This is a genomic window from Pseudoalteromonas sp. A601 (assembly GCF_002165575.1).
In the GTDB taxonomy this organism is placed as follows: domain Bacteria; phylum Pseudomonadota; class Gammaproteobacteria; order Enterobacterales; family Alteromonadaceae; genus Pseudoalteromonas.
The window spans coordinates 78,239-99,124 of record NZ_MXQF01000002.1 but is presented as its reverse complement, the minus strand read 5'-3'; the positions used below and the strand labels follow the sequence as shown (position 1 = coordinate 99,124).

Annotated in this window: 14 protein-coding genes; 9 read left to right on the top strand and 5 right to left on the bottom strand. The window is 39.2% G+C overall.

The annotated features are described in order from the left end of the window. The first annotated feature begins 34 nt into the window (after positions 1–34). Entirely contained in the window at positions 35–859 is an 825-nt protein-coding gene (locus B5G52_RS01955) for a peptidoglycan DD-metalloendopeptidase family protein (protein WP_087531023.1), read from the top strand. A 57-nt stretch (positions 860–916) separates the two neighbouring features. Then, positions 917–1,897, top strand: coding sequence for an RNA polymerase sigma factor RpoS (gene rpoS / locus B5G52_RS01950; RefSeq protein WP_087531022.1), 981 nt, complete (start codon positions 917–919; stop codon positions 1,895–1,897). Between the two features lie 72 nt (positions 1,898–1,969). Here rpoS and mutS read toward each other — a convergent pair whose 3' ends face one another. Further along, entirely contained in the window at positions 1,970–4,540 is a 2,571-nt protein-coding gene (mutS, locus tag B5G52_RS01945) for a DNA mismatch repair protein MutS (RefSeq protein WP_087531021.1), read from the bottom strand. Positions 4,541–4,561: 21 nt separating this feature from the next. Between mutS and B5G52_RS01940 the strand changes: the two genes are divergently transcribed. Together B5G52_RS01940 and recA are read left to right on the top strand one after the other, a co-directional pair. Then, a complete protein-coding gene (locus tag B5G52_RS01940; RefSeq protein WP_087531020.1) occupies positions 4,562–5,053 on the top strand; it encodes a CinA family protein in 492 nt (163 codons plus the stop codon). A 65-nt stretch (positions 5,054–5,118) separates the two neighbouring features. Next, positions 5,119–6,165, top strand: a complete 1,047-nt coding sequence (gene recA / locus B5G52_RS01935; RefSeq protein WP_087531019.1) for a recombinase RecA — start codon at positions 5,119–5,121, stop codon at positions 6,163–6,165. 147 nt (positions 6,166–6,312) lie between these two features. On the opposite strand, the gene B5G52_RS01930 is transcribed toward recA, so the two are convergent. Then, complete coding sequence (locus B5G52_RS01930; protein ID WP_087531018.1) at positions 6,313–7,476, bottom strand: DcaP family trimeric outer membrane transporter; 1,164 nt, start codon at positions 7,474–7,476, stop codon at positions 6,313–6,315. 295 nt (positions 7,477–7,771) lie between these two features. On the opposite strand from B5G52_RS01930, the gene acs reads away from it, so the two are divergent. Next, positions 7,772–9,712 (top strand): acetate--CoA ligase, encoded by a 1,941-nt coding sequence (acs, locus tag B5G52_RS01925; RefSeq protein WP_087531017.1) that lies wholly within the window; start codon positions 7,772–7,774, stop codon positions 9,710–9,712. Between the two features lie 97 nt (positions 9,713–9,809). After that, positions 9,810–10,463 carry a response regulator transcription factor gene (locus B5G52_RS01920; RefSeq protein ID WP_087531016.1) on the top strand — a complete coding sequence of 218 codons (654 nt, stop codon included), beginning with the start codon at positions 9,810–9,812 and terminating at the stop codon, positions 10,461–10,463. A gap of 54 nt (positions 10,464–10,517) precedes the next feature. On the opposite strand, the gene purU is transcribed toward B5G52_RS01920, so the two are convergent. After that, positions 10,518–11,348 (bottom strand): formyltetrahydrofolate deformylase, encoded by an 831-nt coding sequence (gene purU / locus B5G52_RS01915; RefSeq protein WP_087531015.1) that lies wholly within the window; start codon positions 11,346–11,348, stop codon positions 10,518–10,520. 229 nt (positions 11,349–11,577) lie between these two features. Between purU and B5G52_RS22260 the strand changes: the two genes are divergently transcribed. Next, positions 11,578–12,936 (top strand): PQQ-binding-like beta-propeller repeat protein, encoded by a 1,359-nt coding sequence (locus B5G52_RS22260; RefSeq protein WP_140394289.1) that lies wholly within the window; start codon positions 11,578–11,580, stop codon positions 12,934–12,936. 144 nt (positions 12,937–13,080) lie between these two features. Here the strand turns inward: B5G52_RS22260 and B5G52_RS01905 are convergent, their stop codons facing one another. Further along, positions 13,081–15,849, bottom strand: coding sequence for a serine/threonine-protein kinase (locus B5G52_RS01905; RefSeq protein ID WP_087531014.1), 2,769 nt, complete (start codon positions 15,847–15,849; stop codon positions 13,081–13,083). Between the two features lie 17 nt (positions 15,850–15,866). Further along, positions 15,867–16,433, bottom strand: a complete 567-nt coding sequence (locus tag B5G52_RS01900) for an RNA polymerase sigma factor (RefSeq protein WP_087531013.1) — start codon at positions 16,431–16,433, stop codon at positions 15,867–15,869. A gap of 287 nt (positions 16,434–16,720) precedes the next feature. On the opposite strand from B5G52_RS01900, the gene B5G52_RS01895 reads away from it, so the two are divergent. Both B5G52_RS01895 and B5G52_RS01890 read left to right on the top strand, forming a co-directional pair. Beyond that, on the top strand, positions 16,721–18,085 hold the full coding sequence (locus B5G52_RS01895) for a hypothetical protein (RefSeq protein WP_087531012.1): 1,365 nt from the start codon (positions 16,721–16,723) through the stop codon (positions 18,083–18,085). A gap of 123 nt (positions 18,086–18,208) precedes the next feature. Beyond that, positions 18,209–20,845, top strand: a complete 2,637-nt coding sequence (locus B5G52_RS01890) for a DUF2339 domain-containing protein (protein WP_087531011.1) — start codon at positions 18,209–18,211, stop codon at positions 20,843–20,845. Positions 20,846–20,886 lie beyond the last annotated feature (41 nt).

Sequence of the window (20,886 nt, the reverse complement as noted above, 5' to 3'; positions counted from 1 at the left end):
AAGTTACAACTTTTGAAATTAAGGGTAAAGCACCATGAATAAACAATATGTGCTCTATGTTACTTTATTTATGAGTGTTTTGCTCAGCGCTTGCTCTTCCCGCCAAGCCCCTGCACCTGTTAGTAGCTTGGATACAAGTGTTAAACCATACACCAGCAGAATAAATATAAATGGGGACAAGTACACCGTTAAAAAGGGAGATACGCTTTACTCTATAGCATTTAGTGCCCGCCAAGATTTTCGAACATTAGCAAAAAATAATGCTATACCAGCCCCTTACATTATTCATCCTGGTCAAGTGATCTCTTTTATTCGTGTTACAGAAAAAAATAAAAAGCAGGAAAAATATACGAATTCGAGCAGAAAGTCTACAAAATTAAAACTAAAAAATAACAAAAAATTAAAAAAAGAGCTTGATCAGCCAAAACAACGAGAGTATGTTCAAAAGCAAGCCAGTAAAAAAGTTAGTAATACTAGCCAGTTAAACCCAAGAAAGGTACGTTGGTCTTGGCCCGCTAAAGGTAAAGTAACACAACGTTTTTCGACTAGGGAAAATGGGTATAAAGGGCTACAAATTACTAACAAAAAAGGGTCGTCTGTTTTAGCAGCAGCACAAGGGACCGTGGTATATGCGGGTAACGCACTTCGAGGATATGGTAATTTAATCATTTTGAAACACAATGATGATTACCTTAGTGCCTATGCACACAATTCGAAGCTGTTAGTTAAAGAGAAACAGAATGTGAAAGCAGGGCAAAAAATAGCAGAGATTGGCAGTTCAGATTCTGATGTTACGGCATTGCGTTTTGAGATCCGTTATAGAGGAAAAGCTGTTAATCCCCAAAAATACTTGCCTTAGCTATCGGGTATTGACACCAGTGATTGAATAATCACTTATTTGCTTGAGGGTACGCTAATGGGTAACACAGCAAAAGTAGAAAAAACGAAGTCCGCGGCTGATGAAAAATTTGATGATGTAGTAGTTGAAGAAGCTACAGCATTATTAGAGGAAGTCGATAAAGAAGATGATATATTCGCTAAAGAGGAGGTAACCAAAAATTTAGACGCCACTCAATTGTATTTAGGTGAAATTGGATTCTCTCCTTTATTGAGTGCTGAAGAAGAAGTGTTTTTTGCCCGCAAAGCGTTAAAAGGCTGTGAAGCATCCCGCAAACGCATGATTGAAAGTAACCTACGTTTAGTTGTAAAAATTGCCCGTCGCTATAATAACCGTGGTCTTGCATTACTTGATTTAATTGAAGAAGGTAATTTAGGACTTATTCGTGCTGTTGAAAAGTTTGATCCCGAACGTGGCTTTAGATTCTCAACCTATGCTACTTGGTGGATCCGTCAAACTATTGAGCGTGCGATTATGAATCAAACGCGTACCATTCGATTACCTATCCATGTAGTGAAAGAGTTAAATGTATACCTACGTACAGCGAGAGAATTGACACAAAAACTTGATCATGAGCCAACCGCAGAAGAAATTGCAGAGTGTTTAGATAGACCGGTTGAAGACGTCACAAAAATGCTGCGCTTAAATGAAAAAATTACCTCAGTCGATACACCAATTGGTGGCGAAAACGATAAAGCATTACTTGATATTATCGCAGATGAAAAAGGTTTTAGCCCTGAAGGCGAAGTACAAAACAATGATATTAATAAGCATATTGTAGATTGGTTAGGTGAACTTAATCCTAAACAACGTGAAGTATTAGCTCGTCGCTTTGGTTTGCTTGGTTATGAGCCATCAACGCTGGAAGATGTAGGCCGTGAAATTGGCTTAACGCGTGAGCGAGTTCGCCAAATTCAAGTTGAAGCATTACGCCGACTTAAAGACATTTTGCAACATGAAGGGTTAAGTACAGATAGTTTATTTGAACAGTTTTCGTAACTATATAAATATTAATACATAAATTAAAAAACCGAAGCGATTATCGCTTCGGCTTTTTAATGTCTGCAATTATTACAACAGTGCTTTTAATTTATACAGTAAATCTTGCGCTTGGCGCGGGCTTAAATTATCTAAATCGATTTCAGCCAGCTGAGTTTCTACTTCACTCGGTTCGCTTTCAAATAATGATACTTGTTGCGTGTTTATATCTGCGGTAACAGGTTGATGGTTTTCGAGCATCTTTAGCTTTTGCTTAGCCTGTTTTATAACTGCTTTTGGCACACCAGCTAATGCCGCAACTTGTAAACCAAAGCTTTTACTCGCCGCGCCATCAAGTACAGTGTGCATAAACGCGATAGTGTCATTGTGCTCAATCGCATCTAAATGCACATTTACCAGCCCCGTTTGTTGCTCGGCTAGTTCGGTCAGTTCAAAGTAATGGGTGGCAAACAGTGTTTTTGCTGCAATTTTTGATGCTAAGTGATCAGCGGTTGCATAGGCGAGTGACAGACCATCATAAGTACTTGTACCACGGCCTATTTCATCCATTAATACCAGTGATTGCGTGGTTGCATTGTTTAGAATTGTTGCGGTTTCGGTCATCTCAACCATAAAAGTTGAGCGGCCAGAGGCTAAATCATCGCTGGCACCGATGCGAGTGAATATTCGGTCAATATTACCAATTTTCGCGCTATCTGCAGGCACAAAACTGCCAATATGAGCCATTAATACAATCAAGGCTGTTTGACGCATATAGGTTGATTTACCACCCATATTTGGCCCAGTAATAATCAACATTTTACGTTGATTGTTAAGTTCAACAGGGTTGGCAATGAATGGGTCTTTCATTACTTGTTCAACCACAGGGTGACGGCCTTGCTTAATGCTAATATCGTCGTTATCGCAAAGCTGTGGCTTTGCATAATTAAGAGCTATTGCACGCTCAGCTAAATTATTAAGTACGTCTAAATCAGCAAGGGCTGCAGCCATTGTTTGCAGCTGCTCTATGTGTGGGGCGATAAACTCGAACAATTGCTCATAGAGTTGCTTCTCCAGTGCGAGTGCCTTTGATTGGCTGCCAAGCACTTTGTCTTCATGCTCTTTTAGCTCTGGAATAATATAGCGCTCGTTATTTTTAAGCGTTTGGCGTCGAATATAATCTGCTGGCACTAAATGTGAGTTAGCACGGCTTACTTCTATAAAAAAGCCATGCACTTTGTTGTAGCCAATTTTAAGGGTACTAATGCCTGTACGTTCGCGCTCACGTAATTCTAATTGATCAAGCACATCAGTGGCACCTTGGCTGAGTGCACGCCATTCGTCGAGCTCACTGTTATAGCCTGGGGCAATTACGCCTCCGTCACGAATAAGCACAGGTGGGTTATCAATAACAGCACGTTCTAATAAATCTTGCAGTTCAGGTAAAGCTGCAGAGTCAGCAATAATTTGTGCAATGCGAGGGTCACTAGCGTCATTTAATAATGCATGCAGCGGGCTTAACGCTTGTAATGCACCGCGTAGGCGAGTTAGATCGCGAGGTCTTGCGGTCCATAATGCTAAGCGCGCTATAACACGTTCTATATCGCCTATTTGCTTAAGTGACTCGTGTAATTCACCACATAATTGCGCATCGATTATGGCACTAATAGCATTCAGGCGAGCATTAAGTTCGGGTTTTGAACGAATAGGAGTGTGAATGCGACGCTTTAGTAACCGTGACCCCATCGCTGTTGCGGTTTTATCAAGTACTTGAGCAAGGGTATTTTCGTACCCGCCAGATAGGTTGAGTGTGAGCTCTAAATTTTTTCGGGTGGCAGCATCTAAAATTACCGCATGTTCGTTATGTTCAAGGGTGATCGCACGAATATGAGGCAAGGCAATTCGTTGCGTGTCTTTAACGTATTGCATTAAGCATCCGGCGGCAATTAACGCCGCTTTGGCTTTATCAACCCCAAAGCCGACTAAATCTTTAGTGCCAAATTGATCGCATAAAAGATGCTGTGCAGTGTCTAGGTCAAATTCCCATTCAGGGCGGCGGCGAATGCCTTTAATATGCTCTATTAAATGTACGTTAGAAAAATCTTCACTATAGAGTAATTCTGCTGGTGCTAAACGTTGCAGTGTTGAGCTAAAAGCTTCATCGGTATTTACTTCAACAATATTAAAACGCCCAGAATTGATATCTAAATAGGCAATTCCGTATAAACCTTTTTTACTTTGCCATACACTGGTAAGTAAATTATCTTGACGCTCTTGTAGCAGGGCTTCATCAGAAATAGTTCCTGGCGTAACAATACGTACCACTTTGCGCTCTACAGGTCCTTTGCTGGTTGCAGGGTCGCCAACTTGTTCACAAATCGCTACAGATTCACCCATTTGTACTAATCGCGCCAAATAGTTTTCAACTGCATGATAAGGTACCCCAGCCATAGGGATAGGATCACCACCGGCTTTACCACGATGAGTTTGTGAGATATCTAAAAGCTGCGCGGCACGTTTTGCATCATCAAAAAAGAGTTCGTAGAAATCACCCATTCGATAGAACAATAAAATATCACGATGCTCAGATTTTATTTTTAGATACTGCTGCATCATCGGAGTTTGTTGACTTATTGTCTGTGGTGCATAAAGATCAAACGACATGTATTTACCCAAAGGCTGAATATGGAGTTACATCAAGAGATTAAAACACTTGCTGCGCAATTAGGCGCTATTTTAACGGATAAACGCTTATGGATCACTACCGCTGAGTCATGTACTGGTGGCGGGGTGAGTTATGCGCTTACCGACACACCCGGAAGCTCTGCTTATATTGACCGTGCGTTCGTTACTTATAGCAATCAAGCAAAACAAGATTTACTTAAAGTAACGGCTGCAACGCTTGCAGAATATGGCGCTGTGAGTGAGCAAACAGTGCTAGAGATGGCAGCGGGCGCATGTAAAGCCACCAATGCAGATATTAGTATTGCAGTTTCTGGCGTTGCTGGGCCTGGTGGCGGCACAAAAGAAAAGCCAGTTGGGCTTGTCTGGTTTTGCATTCAAATAGGTAATAAACAGTACCCAAGTCAGCAATTGTTTTTTGGTCATAGAGCCTGTGTTCGATCCCAAGCTATTGTTTATGCTTTAAAAGAAGTCATAGAGAAGATAAATTTATAAAATAAGCTTGATACTGTAATTTCATACAGTATACTTGTCTGCATTAGCCGGATTTGGAGAACAAAATGAACGATAACAAACAAAAAGCATTAGATGCAGCTTTATCTCAAATTGAGCGTCAATTTGGTAAAGGCTCAATCATGAAATTGGGTGACAATAAAGCACTAGACATTGAGGCTGTATCGACAGGTTCACTAGGTATCGATATTGCTTTAGGCATAGGTGGCTTACCTATGGGTCGTATTGTTGAAGTGTATGGCCCTGAATCATCAGGTAAAACAACTTTAACGCTACAAGTTATCGCTCAAGCACAAAAAGAAGGCAAAACCTGTGCATTCGTAGATGCTGAGCACGCACTTGATCCAGTTTACGCGCAAAAGTTAGGCGTAAATATTGATGATTTACTAGTGTCTCAACCAGATACGGGTGAGCAAGCGCTAGAGATTTGTGACATGTTAGTACGCTCAAGTGCTGTTGATGTTGTGATTGTCGATTCAGTAGCAGCCCTAACACCAAAAGCTGAAATTGAAGGCGACATGGGTGATTCACACATGGGCTTACAAGCTCGCTTAATGTCACAAGCATTACGTAAGCTAACGGGTAACATTAAACGCTCAAACACATTATGTATTTTCATCAACCAAATACGTATGAAAATTGGTGTTATGTTTGGTAACCCTGAAACAACAACCGGTGGTAATGCACTTAAGTTTTACGCTTCAGTTCGTTTAGATATTCGTCGTATTGGTTCTGTGAAAGAAGGCGATGAAGTTGTTGGTAACGAAACTCGCGTAAAAGTGGTTAAAAACAAAGTTGCACCACCATTTAAACAAGCTGAATTCATCATTATGTATGGTGAAGGTATTTCTAAGCATGGCGAACTTATTGATTTGGGTGTTAAGCACAAAATTGTTGAAAAAGCCGGTGCATGGTACAGCTACAATGGCAGCAAAGTAGGGCAAGGTAAATCTAACTCAATTAAGTTCTTAAAAGAGAACCCAGAGATTTCAGACGAAATTGAAGGTAAATTGCGCGATATGCTTTTGCTTAAAGCTGAAATTAAACCGGAAGACGGTGAAGACTCGGGCTTAATTGCAGAAGATGAGTTATAAAAATTAAAGAGTAAGCGCGATTTGACCCGCACTTAACAATTAAAAAAGCCGCTAAATAATTAAATTTAGCGGCTTTTTTGTATTTATACTTTATTAGCAAGTTAGCAAGTTAGCAAGTTAGCAAGTTAGCAAGTTAGCAAGTTAGGGCTAAAATGCATACTTAACAGAGAACTGCAAGCGATCCATATCACCATCATTGCCACTTTCGAGTTCACGTTCAGCGTGTTTAAATTCAGCACCAAAGGTTAGTTTTTTAACGGGTGAGTAGAGAATATTAGCGCTGTAGCTTTGGCTAGATTCAGTTGGGTCACCTGTAATTGTAAGTAAATCAATGTTATTGTCAGCTGAGAAGAATGAGTAGAGGAATGTTGAGCGCCATTGGTTATTCCAATTATGCTGATAAGCAACAAAACCTGAGGTTGAGTCAATGGCATCGAGTTCATCGCCATTTAATACGGCTCCATGGGCAACATTTAAACCGACGTAACGACCTAAGCCTTTGCCTTGGGTAAGCATAAATTTAAGGTTATCTTGACCAACTTTAACCATACCTGATGCACTAAGACCAATTGAGGTTTCATCAGCGTCAAGACCACCCACTTTATACGTAAGTTGCCGAGCAAGCGCTGCAACCACTAAGTTACCCCAATCTGCTTTATGCGTATAACGTGCTGTAAAATCCGGTAATGATGCATCATCGGTTACAGCCATACCATTTGAAGTTGTAATTGTACTTTCAGGGTTTTCTAGTGAGAAAGACCATGCACCGGTGGTGTATTTAACTTGTGCTTGGCGAACAAACACCGTGCCTTCAGCTGGACCTACAAAATCAAGTGTTTCAGGCAGTGCACCCACATTTTGGAAGTTTGACCATGTTTGACCAAATAACCATCCATCATAAGAAATAAAAGCGTGGCGAATACGTGGCGCGTATGAGTTAGAAACTCGTTCATTACCACCAGCAGCAGACGCTAAAAAATCTATTTCGATTTTACTGTTTATGGTTTTGCCGTTGTCTAAGAGTGTTGATGTGCCAAAATTAAAACGAGACTGGCGTGCGTGCATATCAAATACAGCATCAGAGTCGTCGTCGGTGCCAACTGTTAATGTACTTGGTACATAAAAGTCACGCCCTACATTTGTTCCAGCAGGAGCACCAGCTGAATAATCACTCCACATTGCATCAATTTTTACGTAACCGCCATAATTAACATCTGTGTCACCAATTGTGGCAGCTTGTGTTGTCGTGCTCAGTGCGCATAAAACAGCGGTTGCGGTGAGGGATCTTATTAGTGTTGTTTGTGTTGTCATGATTGGTTTCCTATTCGGTGCAGTTGTTATACTTCTACTAATGCCACTTTTGATGATGTACGCTTTTTACTCAATTACCTATTGGTCTATTAGACTAATGTTTGACAACAGTAGACTTGTAAAAACAAGGTTGTTAACCTTATGTTATTAAAAAGTTTAAAGCAGTAAACGCTAATTTTGCTCTAATTTAGGGCCAATAAAAATAGCATTACAACTAAGGTCTAATACTTTCATCAGCCATGCTGAGTGATCCTTGAGATAGGCCTTTGGCAAGTAATTACAAATGGAGACGACTATGTCACAAAGTATCTATCCAGTTCCTGCACATATCAAGAATGCAGCCTTAGTTGATAACGATAATTATAATACACTGTACAAGCAATCTATTGATGATCCAGAAAGTTTTTGGTCAGAGCATGGTAAACGCCTTGATTGGTCTACTCCTTATACTAAGGTAAAAAACACCTCATTTGATAAAGGGCATATCAATATTAAGTGGTATGAAGATGGCGAACTGAACGCTTCTTATAACTGTATTGACCGTCACCTTGCAACCAAAGCAGATAAAACAGCATTGATTTGGGAAGGTGATAACCCAGAACAAAGTGAACATATTAGCTATCAGAAATTGCATGATGAAGTGGCTAAATTTGCAAATGGTCTTAAAAAATTAGGTGTAGAAAAAGGTGATCGTATTGCGATTTATATGCCTATGTCGCCACAAGCCGTTTATGCCATGCAAGCATGCGCACGTTTAGGTGCAATTCACTCAGTGGTATTTGGTGGCTTTTCGCCATCAGCGATTGCTGATCGTATTAAGGACTCTGGCGCTAAAGTTGTTATTACCTCTGATGAAGGGCGACGCGCAGGTAACACAGTACCATTAAAAGCCAACGTTGATGAAGCGGTTGCACAAGAGTCTGTAACGACTATTGAACATGTTGTTGTTCATCAGCTTACAGGCGGAGAAGTCGATTGGAATGAGCACGATGTTTGGTGGCACGATTTAGTTGCTGATGTGCCAGCACAGTGTGACCCAGAGCCAATGAATGCAGAAGACCCACTATTTATTCTGTATACATCTGGCTCAACAGGTCAACCTAAAGGTGTTGTACACACAACTGGTGGTTACCTTGTTTACGCATCAATGACCCATGAATACGTATTTGACCTGAAAGAAGATGATGTTTTTTGGTGTAGTGCTGATGTTGGTTGGATCACAGGTCATAGTTATATTGCTTATGGGCCATTAGTAAATGGTTGTACACAAGTGTTATTTGAAGGTGTTCCAACGTATCCTACAGCAGGACGTATGGGTGAAGTAGTTGATAAGCATGGTGTAACTATTCTTTATACTGCACCTACGGCTATTCGTGCACTTATGGCCAAAGGCGACGAACCAACGTCTACATCTAACCGTGATAGCCTTCGTATTTTAGGCTCGGTGGGTGAACCAATAAATCCAGAAGCATGGTCGTGGTATTACGAAAATATAGGTAAGAGTAACTGTCCGATTGTGGACACTTGGTGGCAAACAGAAACTGGCGGTATAATGATCACGCCACTACCAGGTGCTACTGATATGAAACCAGGCTCAGCGACTCGCCCGTTTTTTGGTATTGCTCCAGCACTATTTGATGCTGAAGGTAATACATTAGAGGGTGCTGTAGATGGTAACTTAGTCATTTTAGACAGCTGGCCATCACAAGCGCGTACTGTTTATGGTGATCATGAACGTTTTGAACAAACTTATTTCTCAGCATACCCAGGTGTTTATTTTACAGGCGATGGTTGTCGTCGTGATGAAGACGGCTACTATTGGATAACCGGGCGTGTCGATGATGTACTCAATGTATCAGGGCATCGTTTAGGTACCGCTGAAATAGAAAGTGCCCTTGTTGCTCATGAGGCTGTAGCAGAAGCCGCTGTTGTTGGCTTCCCTCATGACATTAAAGGTCAAGGTATTTATGTTTACATTACGCCAAATGAAGGGATAACAGTCAGTGACGAGCTCACTAAAGAGGTACGTAACTGGGTTCGTAAAGAGCTAAGCCCAATAGCTTCACCAGATATGATTCAATGGTCACCAGGTTTACCAAAAACTCGTTCTGGTAAGATTATGCGTCGCATTTTACGTAAAATCGCAGCAAATGAGCACCAACAACTAGGTGACACCTCAACGCTTGCAGATCCTAGCGTGGTTGATGAGTTAATCGAGAACCGATTAAATCGTTAAATATGCGTTAAAAACTTGATTAGAAGTTGATTCTAAACGTAGTATATCGGCTGTCAGCTATTCGATAGGTGACAGCCGAATTTATTAGGAGTGAACCATGAGTCAGTTTTTAATAGCGGATGACCACCCGTTATTTCGTGAAGCACTAAAAGGGGCGTTAAGTAGCAAATTTGCTGATTTAGAAGTTTTTGAATCAGAAGATTTTGATACCACACTAAAAGTGCTCAACGAACAAGAAGATCTAGACATCTTACTACTAGACCTACACATGCCAGGCAGTGGCGATTTATACGGCCTTATTCGTATCCGTGAAGACTACCCAAGTTTACCTATTGCGGTGGTTTCAGGTAGTGAAGATATCAATATTGTTTCCAAAGTAATGAGCTATGGTGCGATGGGATTTATTCCTAAGTCATCGTCGTCAGAAGACATTGCCCTGGCAATAAATCAAATACTTGATGGCGATGTATGGCTCCCTGTTGAGCTTAAAGACAAAGTCGAGACCATAAAAGGCGAAGATAAAGAAATCGCCGCACAAGTGGCATCTTTGACGCCACAACAATATAAAGTATTACAATACTTACATGAAGGCTTACTCAATAAGCAAATAGCTTACGAGTTACATATTTCTGAGGCAACAGTAAAAGCACACATTACAGCAATATTTAGAAAACTAGGCGTATATAATCGTACTCAAGCTGTACTCATTGCAGCAAAATTACAACTAGAACCGATTGAGTCAGCGTCTTAACCTTCAAAAATAAAGAGGCAAATAGCCTCTTCATTTCTAGATCAAATCTATCACCTAGCTAAACACGACAGTTTTATTACCGTTGATAAATAACTTATGTTCAGACGCTAATTGCAGTGCTTTACAAAACACTGTTTTTTCAACATCTTTCCCCATTTTAGCCATCATTTCTGCGGTATTGGCATGATTAACATGGGTCACGTCCTGCATGATAATTGGCCCTTCATCGAGCTCATTATTAACAAAATGTGCCGTTGCACCAATGATTTTTACACCTCGTTCAAATGCTTGGTGATATGGCTTTGCCCCAATAAACGCCGGTAAAAATGAGTGGTGAATATTAATAATTTTACCATCAAAGCGGGCGACAAACTCTGGGCTCAAAATACGCATATATTTAGCAAGGCCAATAATATCAGGCTTATAACTAGCAATTAAATCACCCACTTGTTGATCATGCTCTAAACGGCTTAGTCCTTCATGGCTAACAACGTGAAAAGGCACATTAAAGCCTTTTGCTAAAGGCGCTAAATCTGGGTAATTAGCAATTACAGCAAGCACTTCAATGTTAAGGGCTTGCTCAAACTGTTTGAGTAACACACCGCCTAAACAATGGGCTTCTTTGGTGGCAAGCAGTACAACTTTGGTTTTTTCGTTACTATGTAAAGTAACCTTCGCGCCAGTAGGCAGCAGGCCTTCAAGTTGGGTTAAAAATTCACCATTTGGTTGGTCGCTCAACTCGGTACGCATAAAAAAACGTTTTGCGTCTTTATCTACAAATTCATTATTGCGGGTAATATTTAAATTATGTTCATGGCAAAGCCCGGTGATCTTAGCTATTAAGCCCACATCATCCGCACATTGCGTAGTTAGTATCGTGTTCATTTTTCCTCATTCAAATCCCGTGAACCCAAGCATCCATTATTTGTTAATTAGCCACTATTGCAAGCCCTTTATTAGATAATTGATAATTACTCATGAGTCGCTGCAACATTTAGACAGATAAAAATATTTTAAATATATGAGAAAAATAAAAACATTTTTCGTGTCTGTCATTATTGTAATTTTATTCGTAAAATTTATTTAACAATAAATAATAACTATCAGGAATTACATGAGTTTACAGTTTGAATCCCATAAAACGAAAGCACCAATTATATTCGCGTTAAGTCTTTTTTTATCGGCATGTGGAGGGGGAGGCGGCAGCGATGATCCACAAACTACGAAGTCCGATGCTGACAAACAACCTGATAAGGTTGAAGAGTCGCGCTTAGTGTGGGAAAAATTATTACCAACTACAAGCTTTGCTTATTACTCGTCACCGGCACTCAGTGCTGATGAGCAAACAATTTATATAGGCACGGCCAAGAATGTCCGTAATGATCCTGCTGGCAGTGATGTAATGGTGGCCTATAACCTCGATGGCAGTGAAAAGTGGCGTTACACCTTACCTAATGGTGAAGAGGTACGCTCAAGCCCTGTTGTACACAATGACAATATTTATTTTACAGTCGATAAGCGCACTGGTGAGTTTGATAAAGCATATCGCGATTTAGTGGCTCTTAATAGTAGCGGCGAGCAAATATGGCGCCAACGTGTATCAGATTATGCTTTGCAAACAAGTTCTGGATTAACTAAGGTTGCGGCTTATAAAGAGCAAGTTATTTATACTGGTTTAGATATCCGTGCTTTTAATGCGCAAACGGGTGAGAGCTTGTTTGAGCGTTTTTGTAATTGTGAAGAACGACAAGACCGATTTGTAAATGGGGCGGTAAATTATAACGGTGAGCTTGTTTTTTATGATGAAGGTCGCGTACTTAAGCTTGATTTAAATAGCTATGAGTTAGTGGGTGAGTTCAAAGATATAGACACCTTTGCAGGTGACTTGGTTTACTCCACCCCGGCTATTGATTCTAACAATAATATTTATTTTGGTTCTGAAGCCGGGATTTTATACAGCTTTGATGATAATTTGGATCTGCGCTGGAAGTTTGAATTACCAAATCCGCAGGTATTTGAAACGCCACATATTCGTTCATCAGTTGCGATAGATGAATCACGCGGGAATATTTACTTTGGCACAAGTAATAATGACGATAGTGAAATTTATGCGCTTGAACTCAATTCAAAAGCAATAAAATGGCAAACCCAAATTACTGGTAACGTGAAGGTATCACCAGCAATCGGTGACAATGGTAATATTTATTTCGCGACAGAAAATGATTTAATGCATGTGTATTCACCTAATGGTGAGCTTGTATGGCAGTATGATCTAAAAGCCAGTGCTACTTGGTCATCCCCTGCAATTGATAGTCAAGGCATCTTGTATATTGGTACTCTTTCAGAGGGAGACCGTAATGATGCAAATGCCACCGGTAAACTTGTAGCTATTCAAACTGATAGCACGGGTTTAATGTCTAATACTTGGTCTAAAATACACCGAGATAATCAAAATAGTGGTATGGTTAAGTAACTCACTATGTACATAACAGAGTTGTATTAAGCTTCGATTGGGCCTGAAAATTAGCCCAATCGTGGTTGTTGCCGTAAATATTTTTGTGTTTTAGGTAAAGTGTTTTTTATTATTCAATACATGAAATTTAAGTGATGTAACAACTTACAGCATCTGTGACTGTATATTGTCCAAAATATGTTTTGCTTCTATTGTTTGTGAGTGGGTGCTACCTTTATTTTCCAATAAATAATTGTAAGTTTGTTGCGCAATAGGCAGTGCACTTTTAAAATTACTTTGTGCAAGGTAGATTTCTGCTAAAATTAGCTGCATCGATTGGGTTATATAATTATCAAAACCATAACCCTTTTCTGCAATGCTGACAGCAGTTATTTGATGATTTAAAGCTTGCTTTAATTGTTCTGTGTCTTTGTATGCGAGTGCAAGTTGGGTGTGAAACTCTGCAAGTCTAGCGTGTTGGGGCTTGTAAGCTTCTAGAGCTGTATCTAATGCATGTATTAACATAGGTATTGCTTCATCATAGTTTGCTTGCATCCGCATTACTCTACCAAGGTGTTTCATATTTTGAGCGACACGTTTGCCTTTTCCTCCAAATTCCGTTTTGTTAATTGTTAGGTTTTTTTCGTATAATGTTCTCGCCTCAGTGTAGTCTTCGTTTTCTATAGCTAAACTTGCGAGGTTGCCATAAATATAGGAGAGCATTTGGTTGTGATTTTCATTTGATAGAAGAAGCGTATCTAGTGCTTTATATAAGTACTCTTTACTTTTCTCTAAATCTCCTTGCTTTCTATATAAAGCCCCTAATCCGTTATAGATCACTACATAGTTAAAGTGGTTTGTTGGTAAAAAATTATTACATAATTTTTCTGCTTCTAACAAAACTTCCATTGTTTCTTTATCTTTTCTTAATTGCCCCAAAGAAGATGCTTTGTTAAATAACGTTGCAATATATAAATTACTTCCGTCTGGTGTATGTTTTTTGTGGAGCGTAATTGCTTTTTCTGCAAAGTTTAGGGCTGTTTGAAACTCACCTTTTGTGTCATGAAAGTAAGATAGTAAATTATAAATAATAGCGGTATGCGGGTGATTTTCGCCAAATACTTCTAAATCAAGAGCGAGTTTCTGTTTATAGAGTTTTTCTGCTTCTTCCATTCTATCAAATTCTTCTAAGGCACCGGCGTAAACTGAGAGAACTTCAGATAGCAGTGGTTTTCGGTTTATTTGACTATTGTTATATAAGCTCATTGCCTTTTCTGCATATTCTAGCATCTGTGCAAAGTTTGAGATTGTGAAAGAGGTTGTAGCTAGTTCTAGATAGATATTTATCTGTTGGGTCGGTGTAAGCTTCTTGGTAAGCGTTTCAAGGAGTAGATTAGTTGACTTGCTATAATCGCCAATCTCGCGATAGGCTTCTGACAGTAGCTTACTATTGTCTACTAATTCGCTTTTCGTGAGTTTAATATTTTGATATAGCTCTAACTTATTAATTGCTAGTTTATATTTACCTGTTTTTACATCGATTTTACTTTGCAAATAGTTAAGTTCTTGCTTATTTACATACTGGTTATTCGATAGCTGTTCGAGCATTTCTTTTGCAGGTATAAATACCCCAGCACCTATATAAGCTTTAGCTAAAGAAATACTTACAGACTCTTTGATGCCATTGTTATCAGTTGGAAGAGCATCTAGTTTATTTTTAGCACTTAGTAATACATCTTTAATAGGTATATTGAAATTTTCACCATTATATGGATTAGAAATATCAAAAACGTTGACCATAAAATTTGCGATATTATCTGAGGTTTGTTTTTCAATTTGTAACTCGAGATTTTTATTCCAAAGTGAATATGAAAAAATGCAAATAGAGGTAATGAGTCCTATACTTAGTGCGCTCGATATAGGGTTTCTCTTAAGTAGTTTTAAAGCCCTGTTTATTGGTCTTTTATTACTGCTAATAGGTCTGTTTGCTAGAAAGTTTATTATATCGCTCTTGAGGTGAAAGGCACTTGGGTACCTTTTCTCTATTTCTAAAAGCGATTCATCTATAATTGTTTTGAGATCATTGTTTGTGTGACGACTTAATGTCTCTAGTATCTTCCCTAAACTATACACGTCACTTTGAGTCGTAAGCGTTTGGCCTGCAAGCTGCTCAGGGCTGGCGTACTCTTGGCTTAGAGCCTTAATATACTCGTTAACAACAAAATCGGTTTGTTCATTATTTATTGTACGAGCAACGCCAAAATCAACGAGCTTAGGTTCACCTTGCTTGTTAACAAGGATGTTCGATGGTTTTAAATCTGCATGGATCACTCTGTTCTGGTGAGCATAGCTAACGGCATCACAGACTTTACAAAATAAAGTTAAGCGCTGTTTGGTGTTTAACTTTTGTTCATTACAGTAACTTACAAGCGTTGTGCCTTCGATGTATTCCATCACCATGTACATGCCAAATTCACATTCACCTGCGTCTAGTACTCCTGCTATATTTGGGTGGTTCAATAATGCTAAATATTGTGCTTCGCGGGTTAGATTTTGCGGGCCATGTAATGCAGTAATAGTTGGGTATATAATTTTTATAGCAACGGTTTGCTCAAATTTACCATCATTTCTGTGCGCTAAATAAACAACGCCCATCCCCCCAGAGCCTAATAGTCTCTGTAATGTGAAATGGCTGATATTCTTACCTATCAAGTCCTCTATTTTGCTATTGTCATTTAATAGCTCGGTTGAATGGCTAATAGATTGATGGAACTGTGTTTGTTGTTGATTTTGATTATGAGCAAGAATTAGCTGTTCCACTTCGCTAAAGAGAGTGCTGTTTATATTTTCGAGGCTTTCTAACCCAGCAATAAGGTTGTTAGGGTGCTCTTTAAGTAAGTATTCAAATACACTGAGTGAATCATTAAATTTCATGTTTTCTTCTTTTTTAATTATTGTTCTATATGCACTCTTAAAAACGCTTTAGCGGCGTCTAACTCGCGGTAAATAGTGGCAAGAGATACTTTAAACTGTTCAGCGAGAGCTTTACTGTCAATGCCTAAAAAGTAGTGCATCGAAAAAATTTGTGCTTTTTGCGGGTGGTTTTTTTCGAGGTGATTTAATGCGCTATCCAGAGCTAAAAAATTTTCCTGATGCTTTAATTGGCTATCCTCTTGAGCTGCGTCAACATCATTTGGTATTCGTTTTTTTGATTGAAATTTACGAATTTCATCACGTAAAACATTGCGAATAAATACACTAAGGTAAGCATTAAATTGAGTTTCGTGCGCGAGTGTTTTTTGCGGTGGGATCAGCTCAATCAATGATTGATGTAACAAGGATCCTGTATGGGGTAAATGCTGTATTACATAAGTAGAGTCAATATCATCGCGGTAGCTTTGTAGATGTACATGGCAAATTTGTTTTAAGTGGTAATAAATACGTGATTTTAATTCGTCAGCGCTTTTTGTACAGCCGCTCTGCCATCCATGTATTAACTTTTCTAATGGTGTTTGCATTTCAAAGTCCTCAAGATCATAGGCTATAAAGGTACAGTTGTACGCTTTTGATTACAACTGTTAACCTTGTGTTTTTGTTCTGGTTTTTTACAACTATATTTTAAATTTAGTTGTTTAGAATATGTAAGTGAGGTTATATGTAATAAAATGTGCGTTTTATTTGCACATTCGTACACTTTATTACGAATATGTAAGGAACTGTAAGTGTGGGTAATGCTTTGTAAAGGTTGGAATTTTTAGTTGTTTTTATAGTCTCATTAGCACTATTAACAATAAGGAATGATTCCATGCACAGCTCTTTACTTAAAACTGTTTTAGTAACTACCTTGGCAGCAACATTAGCTGCTTGTTCTGGGGATGACTCATCAAGTAGCAGTAGTGGCTACATTCAACTTTATAACGGTTCTTACAATAGTCCGTATACACGTTTGTTTGTAGATGAAACTGAACGCTCTGGTACTTACTTTGGTGATGTTACAACGCGCCACAATTATAGCTCTACAAGCTACGATGTTTCTTTTGAATATGTAGATGCTAACGATAGCTATATTACAATTCAAGAAGAATCAGTTTCTATAAAAGATGATCAAACACAGTTATGGGTTATGAGCGGAGATTTTTCAGAACCTAATTTTACTGAATTAGCTGTACCGACCAGCAGTGACGAAGATGAGTTTAACTTAGGCTGGTTTAATATTTCAGGTGAGGGTAGTAATTATGATGTCTATATTGCGACTGAGGATGGTTTATTCGATACCGCAGAACTCATTGCATCACCCACTTATTTGAACGAGCTATCGCTACAAGCTTTCGAAGAAGGTTATTACACTATTTACATTACTCAAAGTGGTAGCACAGATGTTATTTTTGAATCAGCCACTGTATATTTTAATGATGAATCAAGCTATGTAGTGATGATCCGTCCAAGTTATGCAACTGAAGAGGAAGGGATAACATTGGATATTGTTACTTCGAGTAACTCAGTGACATCACTTAAGCATCAATCTGCGCAGGGGCAGTTGCGCTTTATTAATACGATAGATGACTACCCACAAGCCAGTTTTACAGTAACCCGTGGTGACGAAAGTCATGTAACAGAACTAACGCAAAATGATACTTTTTCTGATTATATTGAGCTTAACCCAAATAGCTTCAGCATTGCGATGATGGATAATGAGGGTACGTCAATTGTTGATAATTACCTACTGACATTGGAGCGAGAGCAAAGTAACGTGGGGATTTTTTACAATGATAAAGACTACGGCCCGCATATGCTTACCGTTGTTGAATCACTGACGCCTAGCAGTTATAACCATAATGTAACAGTGGTCAACTTACTTGATACCTATGCCGGACAAGACATTACGGATGTTGATATTGCATTTACTTTAGACGGTGAGACAGTCGATGATGCCAGTAACTATATTGATAGCCTGGATAAGTACGACCAAGAAGATGAAGTGGTTGATAATGAAGTCTATACCACTTATGTGTTGTATGAAGACAATGGGCAGCAAATAGTCTTAATGCAGCAAGGGGATATGGATTTTACTCAAGAAGGTAATTACATTTTAATCCTAGAGCATGATGAAACGAGTAGCACAGGTTTTAAAATGACCTTAGAGCGCACTGTGACTGATTCTGTAGAGTAATCTCAGTAGAGTAGTAAATTTATTAAATCTCAGCTTCGTTATATGATGCTGGGATTTTTTTGGCTATATTTTCACTACAGTTTACGTTATAAGGGAGGAATAAAAGTAGTCAGGGATTAAAAAATGGACGACGTGCTTGGTTTAATTGTTATTCTATCGTTAGTGGTTGTAATCGGATCTATCGCCGGTTTAATCGCTTTAACAAAGGTCAGTGCGCTACAACAAGAAGTTACGCTTTTAAAAAAACAACTGCACTCAGTGATTTCTAAAACCTCGAGTCAGCCAGCAACTGCTGTGGCAAGGTTTGCATCTGAGCAATCACATACGCCCCCAATTGAATCTGAACTACAGTCTCATGCTACTAATCAGCAATCTGTTACATTAAATCAAACTATATCAACGCATACAGTTATTAGTTCCCGAGAAACGAATAAGCGTTCTCACTCTGCAGTTAGCACTTTTTTGGCTCAATTAAAAAATCAACTGCAACAAAATTGGATGACTTGGATTGGTGGTGTCGCACTGGCCTTCGGTGGCATATTTTTAGCAAAGTACAGTTTAGATGCAGGTCTATTATCACCTAGTTTACGCCTCACCTTAGGCGGGTTATTTGGTATAGCGCTAATTACAGTTGCTGATTTTTTGCACCGTAAAGGTATTGTTTTTGAAGGATTTAATAATTATATTCCAGCAGCTTTAGCGGGAGGCGGGTTTATTAGTTGCTTTGCATTAACGCTGCTTGCCTATTCAAGTTATGAAATGTTAAGCGCAACCACTGCTTTTGTGATGCTAGCTGTTATTGCACTAGCAGCTAGCTCTATGGCACTGCGCTTAGGGCCATTGTTAGCTCTATTAGGTATCGTTGGCGCGTATAGCGTGCCTATATGGGTTAATACGGGAAGTGGCAATTTGGCAGCGCTGCTAACCTATATTGGATTTGTTACTTTATCAGCTGTGCTTGTGGCGAAAAGGGTAAACCGTAATTGGCTATGGTATTTACTTTGGGCAGGGCATATTGGCTGGTATTGGGTGGCCTTAAGTGTTGTTAAGTCAACTGAATATTGGCTTGTGGGTGGTTTTTCCCTTTTATCTATCATAGGTTTAATCGCGATGATGCGTTTAGGTTTAACATTGCGGTTATTAGAATGTCGCCCACATAGTTTACAGCGACTACTAAAATTACAGCCTGATAATCCATTATTGTTAGCGATTGTGGCGCCATTATTGATAGCGATAGCAATTTCTATGGCGAGTATGCAATGGCAAATTATGATGGTGTGTTTAATTGTCATGCTGCTATTTTTGGTGCTGAAAAATAGCCGTTGGGATCTATGGCAAGGTTTAGCGTTGCTAATTGCTGTGTTATTGGTTGTAACTCAGCATAATTATAATATTGATAGTAACGACCACTTATTTATATTTAAAGATATGTATGGGTTTGGTTTATTGCTTGGTATAGGCTTTTGTTTGTACGGGCTGTATTTTGGCACATATTACTATAAACGTTTAAGTTTTCACTTAGTGGCTGCCTTTAGTCTGTTTGTACTTATAGCAACGCTTTATACTCTCACCTCAGAGCAAGAGTTAGCGGTAGCGTATTCATTATGGACAGTACTATTACTACTTGGCAGTGGCGTATTGATCAAACGTGCGCAAAATGCCTATACGCAATGGCAGCAGTTTAGTTATTGGATTGGTGCTAATGCCAATATCACACTTTGCTTAACGATGTTATTAGCTGATAGCGGCCTCACGCTTGCGCTTGCAATTCAAGTGTTGGTTATAAGTTTTCTTGTTAAACGCCATAAAGTGCCTATGCCGCACTGGCCTATTAAAGCGCTCGTGGCAGCAGTACTTGCACGTTTGACGTTTGCACCGTGGATTGAGAGTTATGCAGATCTAACGCTTCTTTCAATGCATTGGAGCATAGTGGTTTACCCCATTGCTGTTGGATTGTTTTGGTTTGCGGCCAAGCAATGGCAACAAACCGATATGAAGCTATGGCTTAAAGGCGCTGCGCTACATTGTTTGGCATTATTTATAACTACTGAAACGAGTTATCAATTAGTTGGGCATTATCCACAACTTGGCTCTTTAAGTTTTTATGAGCAAGTATTACTTAGCTGTAATTGGCTCGCGTTAGGTTGTGTTTATTTATATCGCGCGCAAAGTGCAGCGCAGTTGGCTAAATTATACCAAGTAGCGGGTTTAATATTATCAGCTTTAGCAGGGTTGCTGTTGTTAAGCACTGCACTGAATGACAATCCATTACTAACATCCTTGTATGTAGGGGAAACTCCAATATTTAACTGGGTGCTATTAATGTGGTTGGTGCCAAGTGCTTTAGCGCTGTGGTTAACTAAATTAGTTAAACCTGTTAATGCTCAACTTAGTAAAATAATATTGGCAGTAGCCGGCGTTTTAGCTGTATTAGCAATAACTGTACTTATACGCCAGTATTGGCAAGGGGCGTATATCTACCTAGATAAAACAACCAGTGACGCAGAGCTTTATAGTTATTCGATTATTTGGCTTTTTCTCGGCGCGCCGGTGGTCATTTGGGGGCATTTAGAACAACAACTGCTGTTACAAAAAGTCGGGTTAGGTATTCTTGGCGCAGTAATAGTTAAAGTGTTCTTAATTGATATGGCAAACCTGACTGGTTTACTTAAGGCGATATCATTTATTGGACTGGGACTTTCGCTTGTCGGTTTGAGTTGGCTGTTTCAAAAGCTCAGAAGTAAAGCACTATCGGGGTGATTAAACTAAAGCAGTACACCTAGCAAAATTGCTAGATGTAC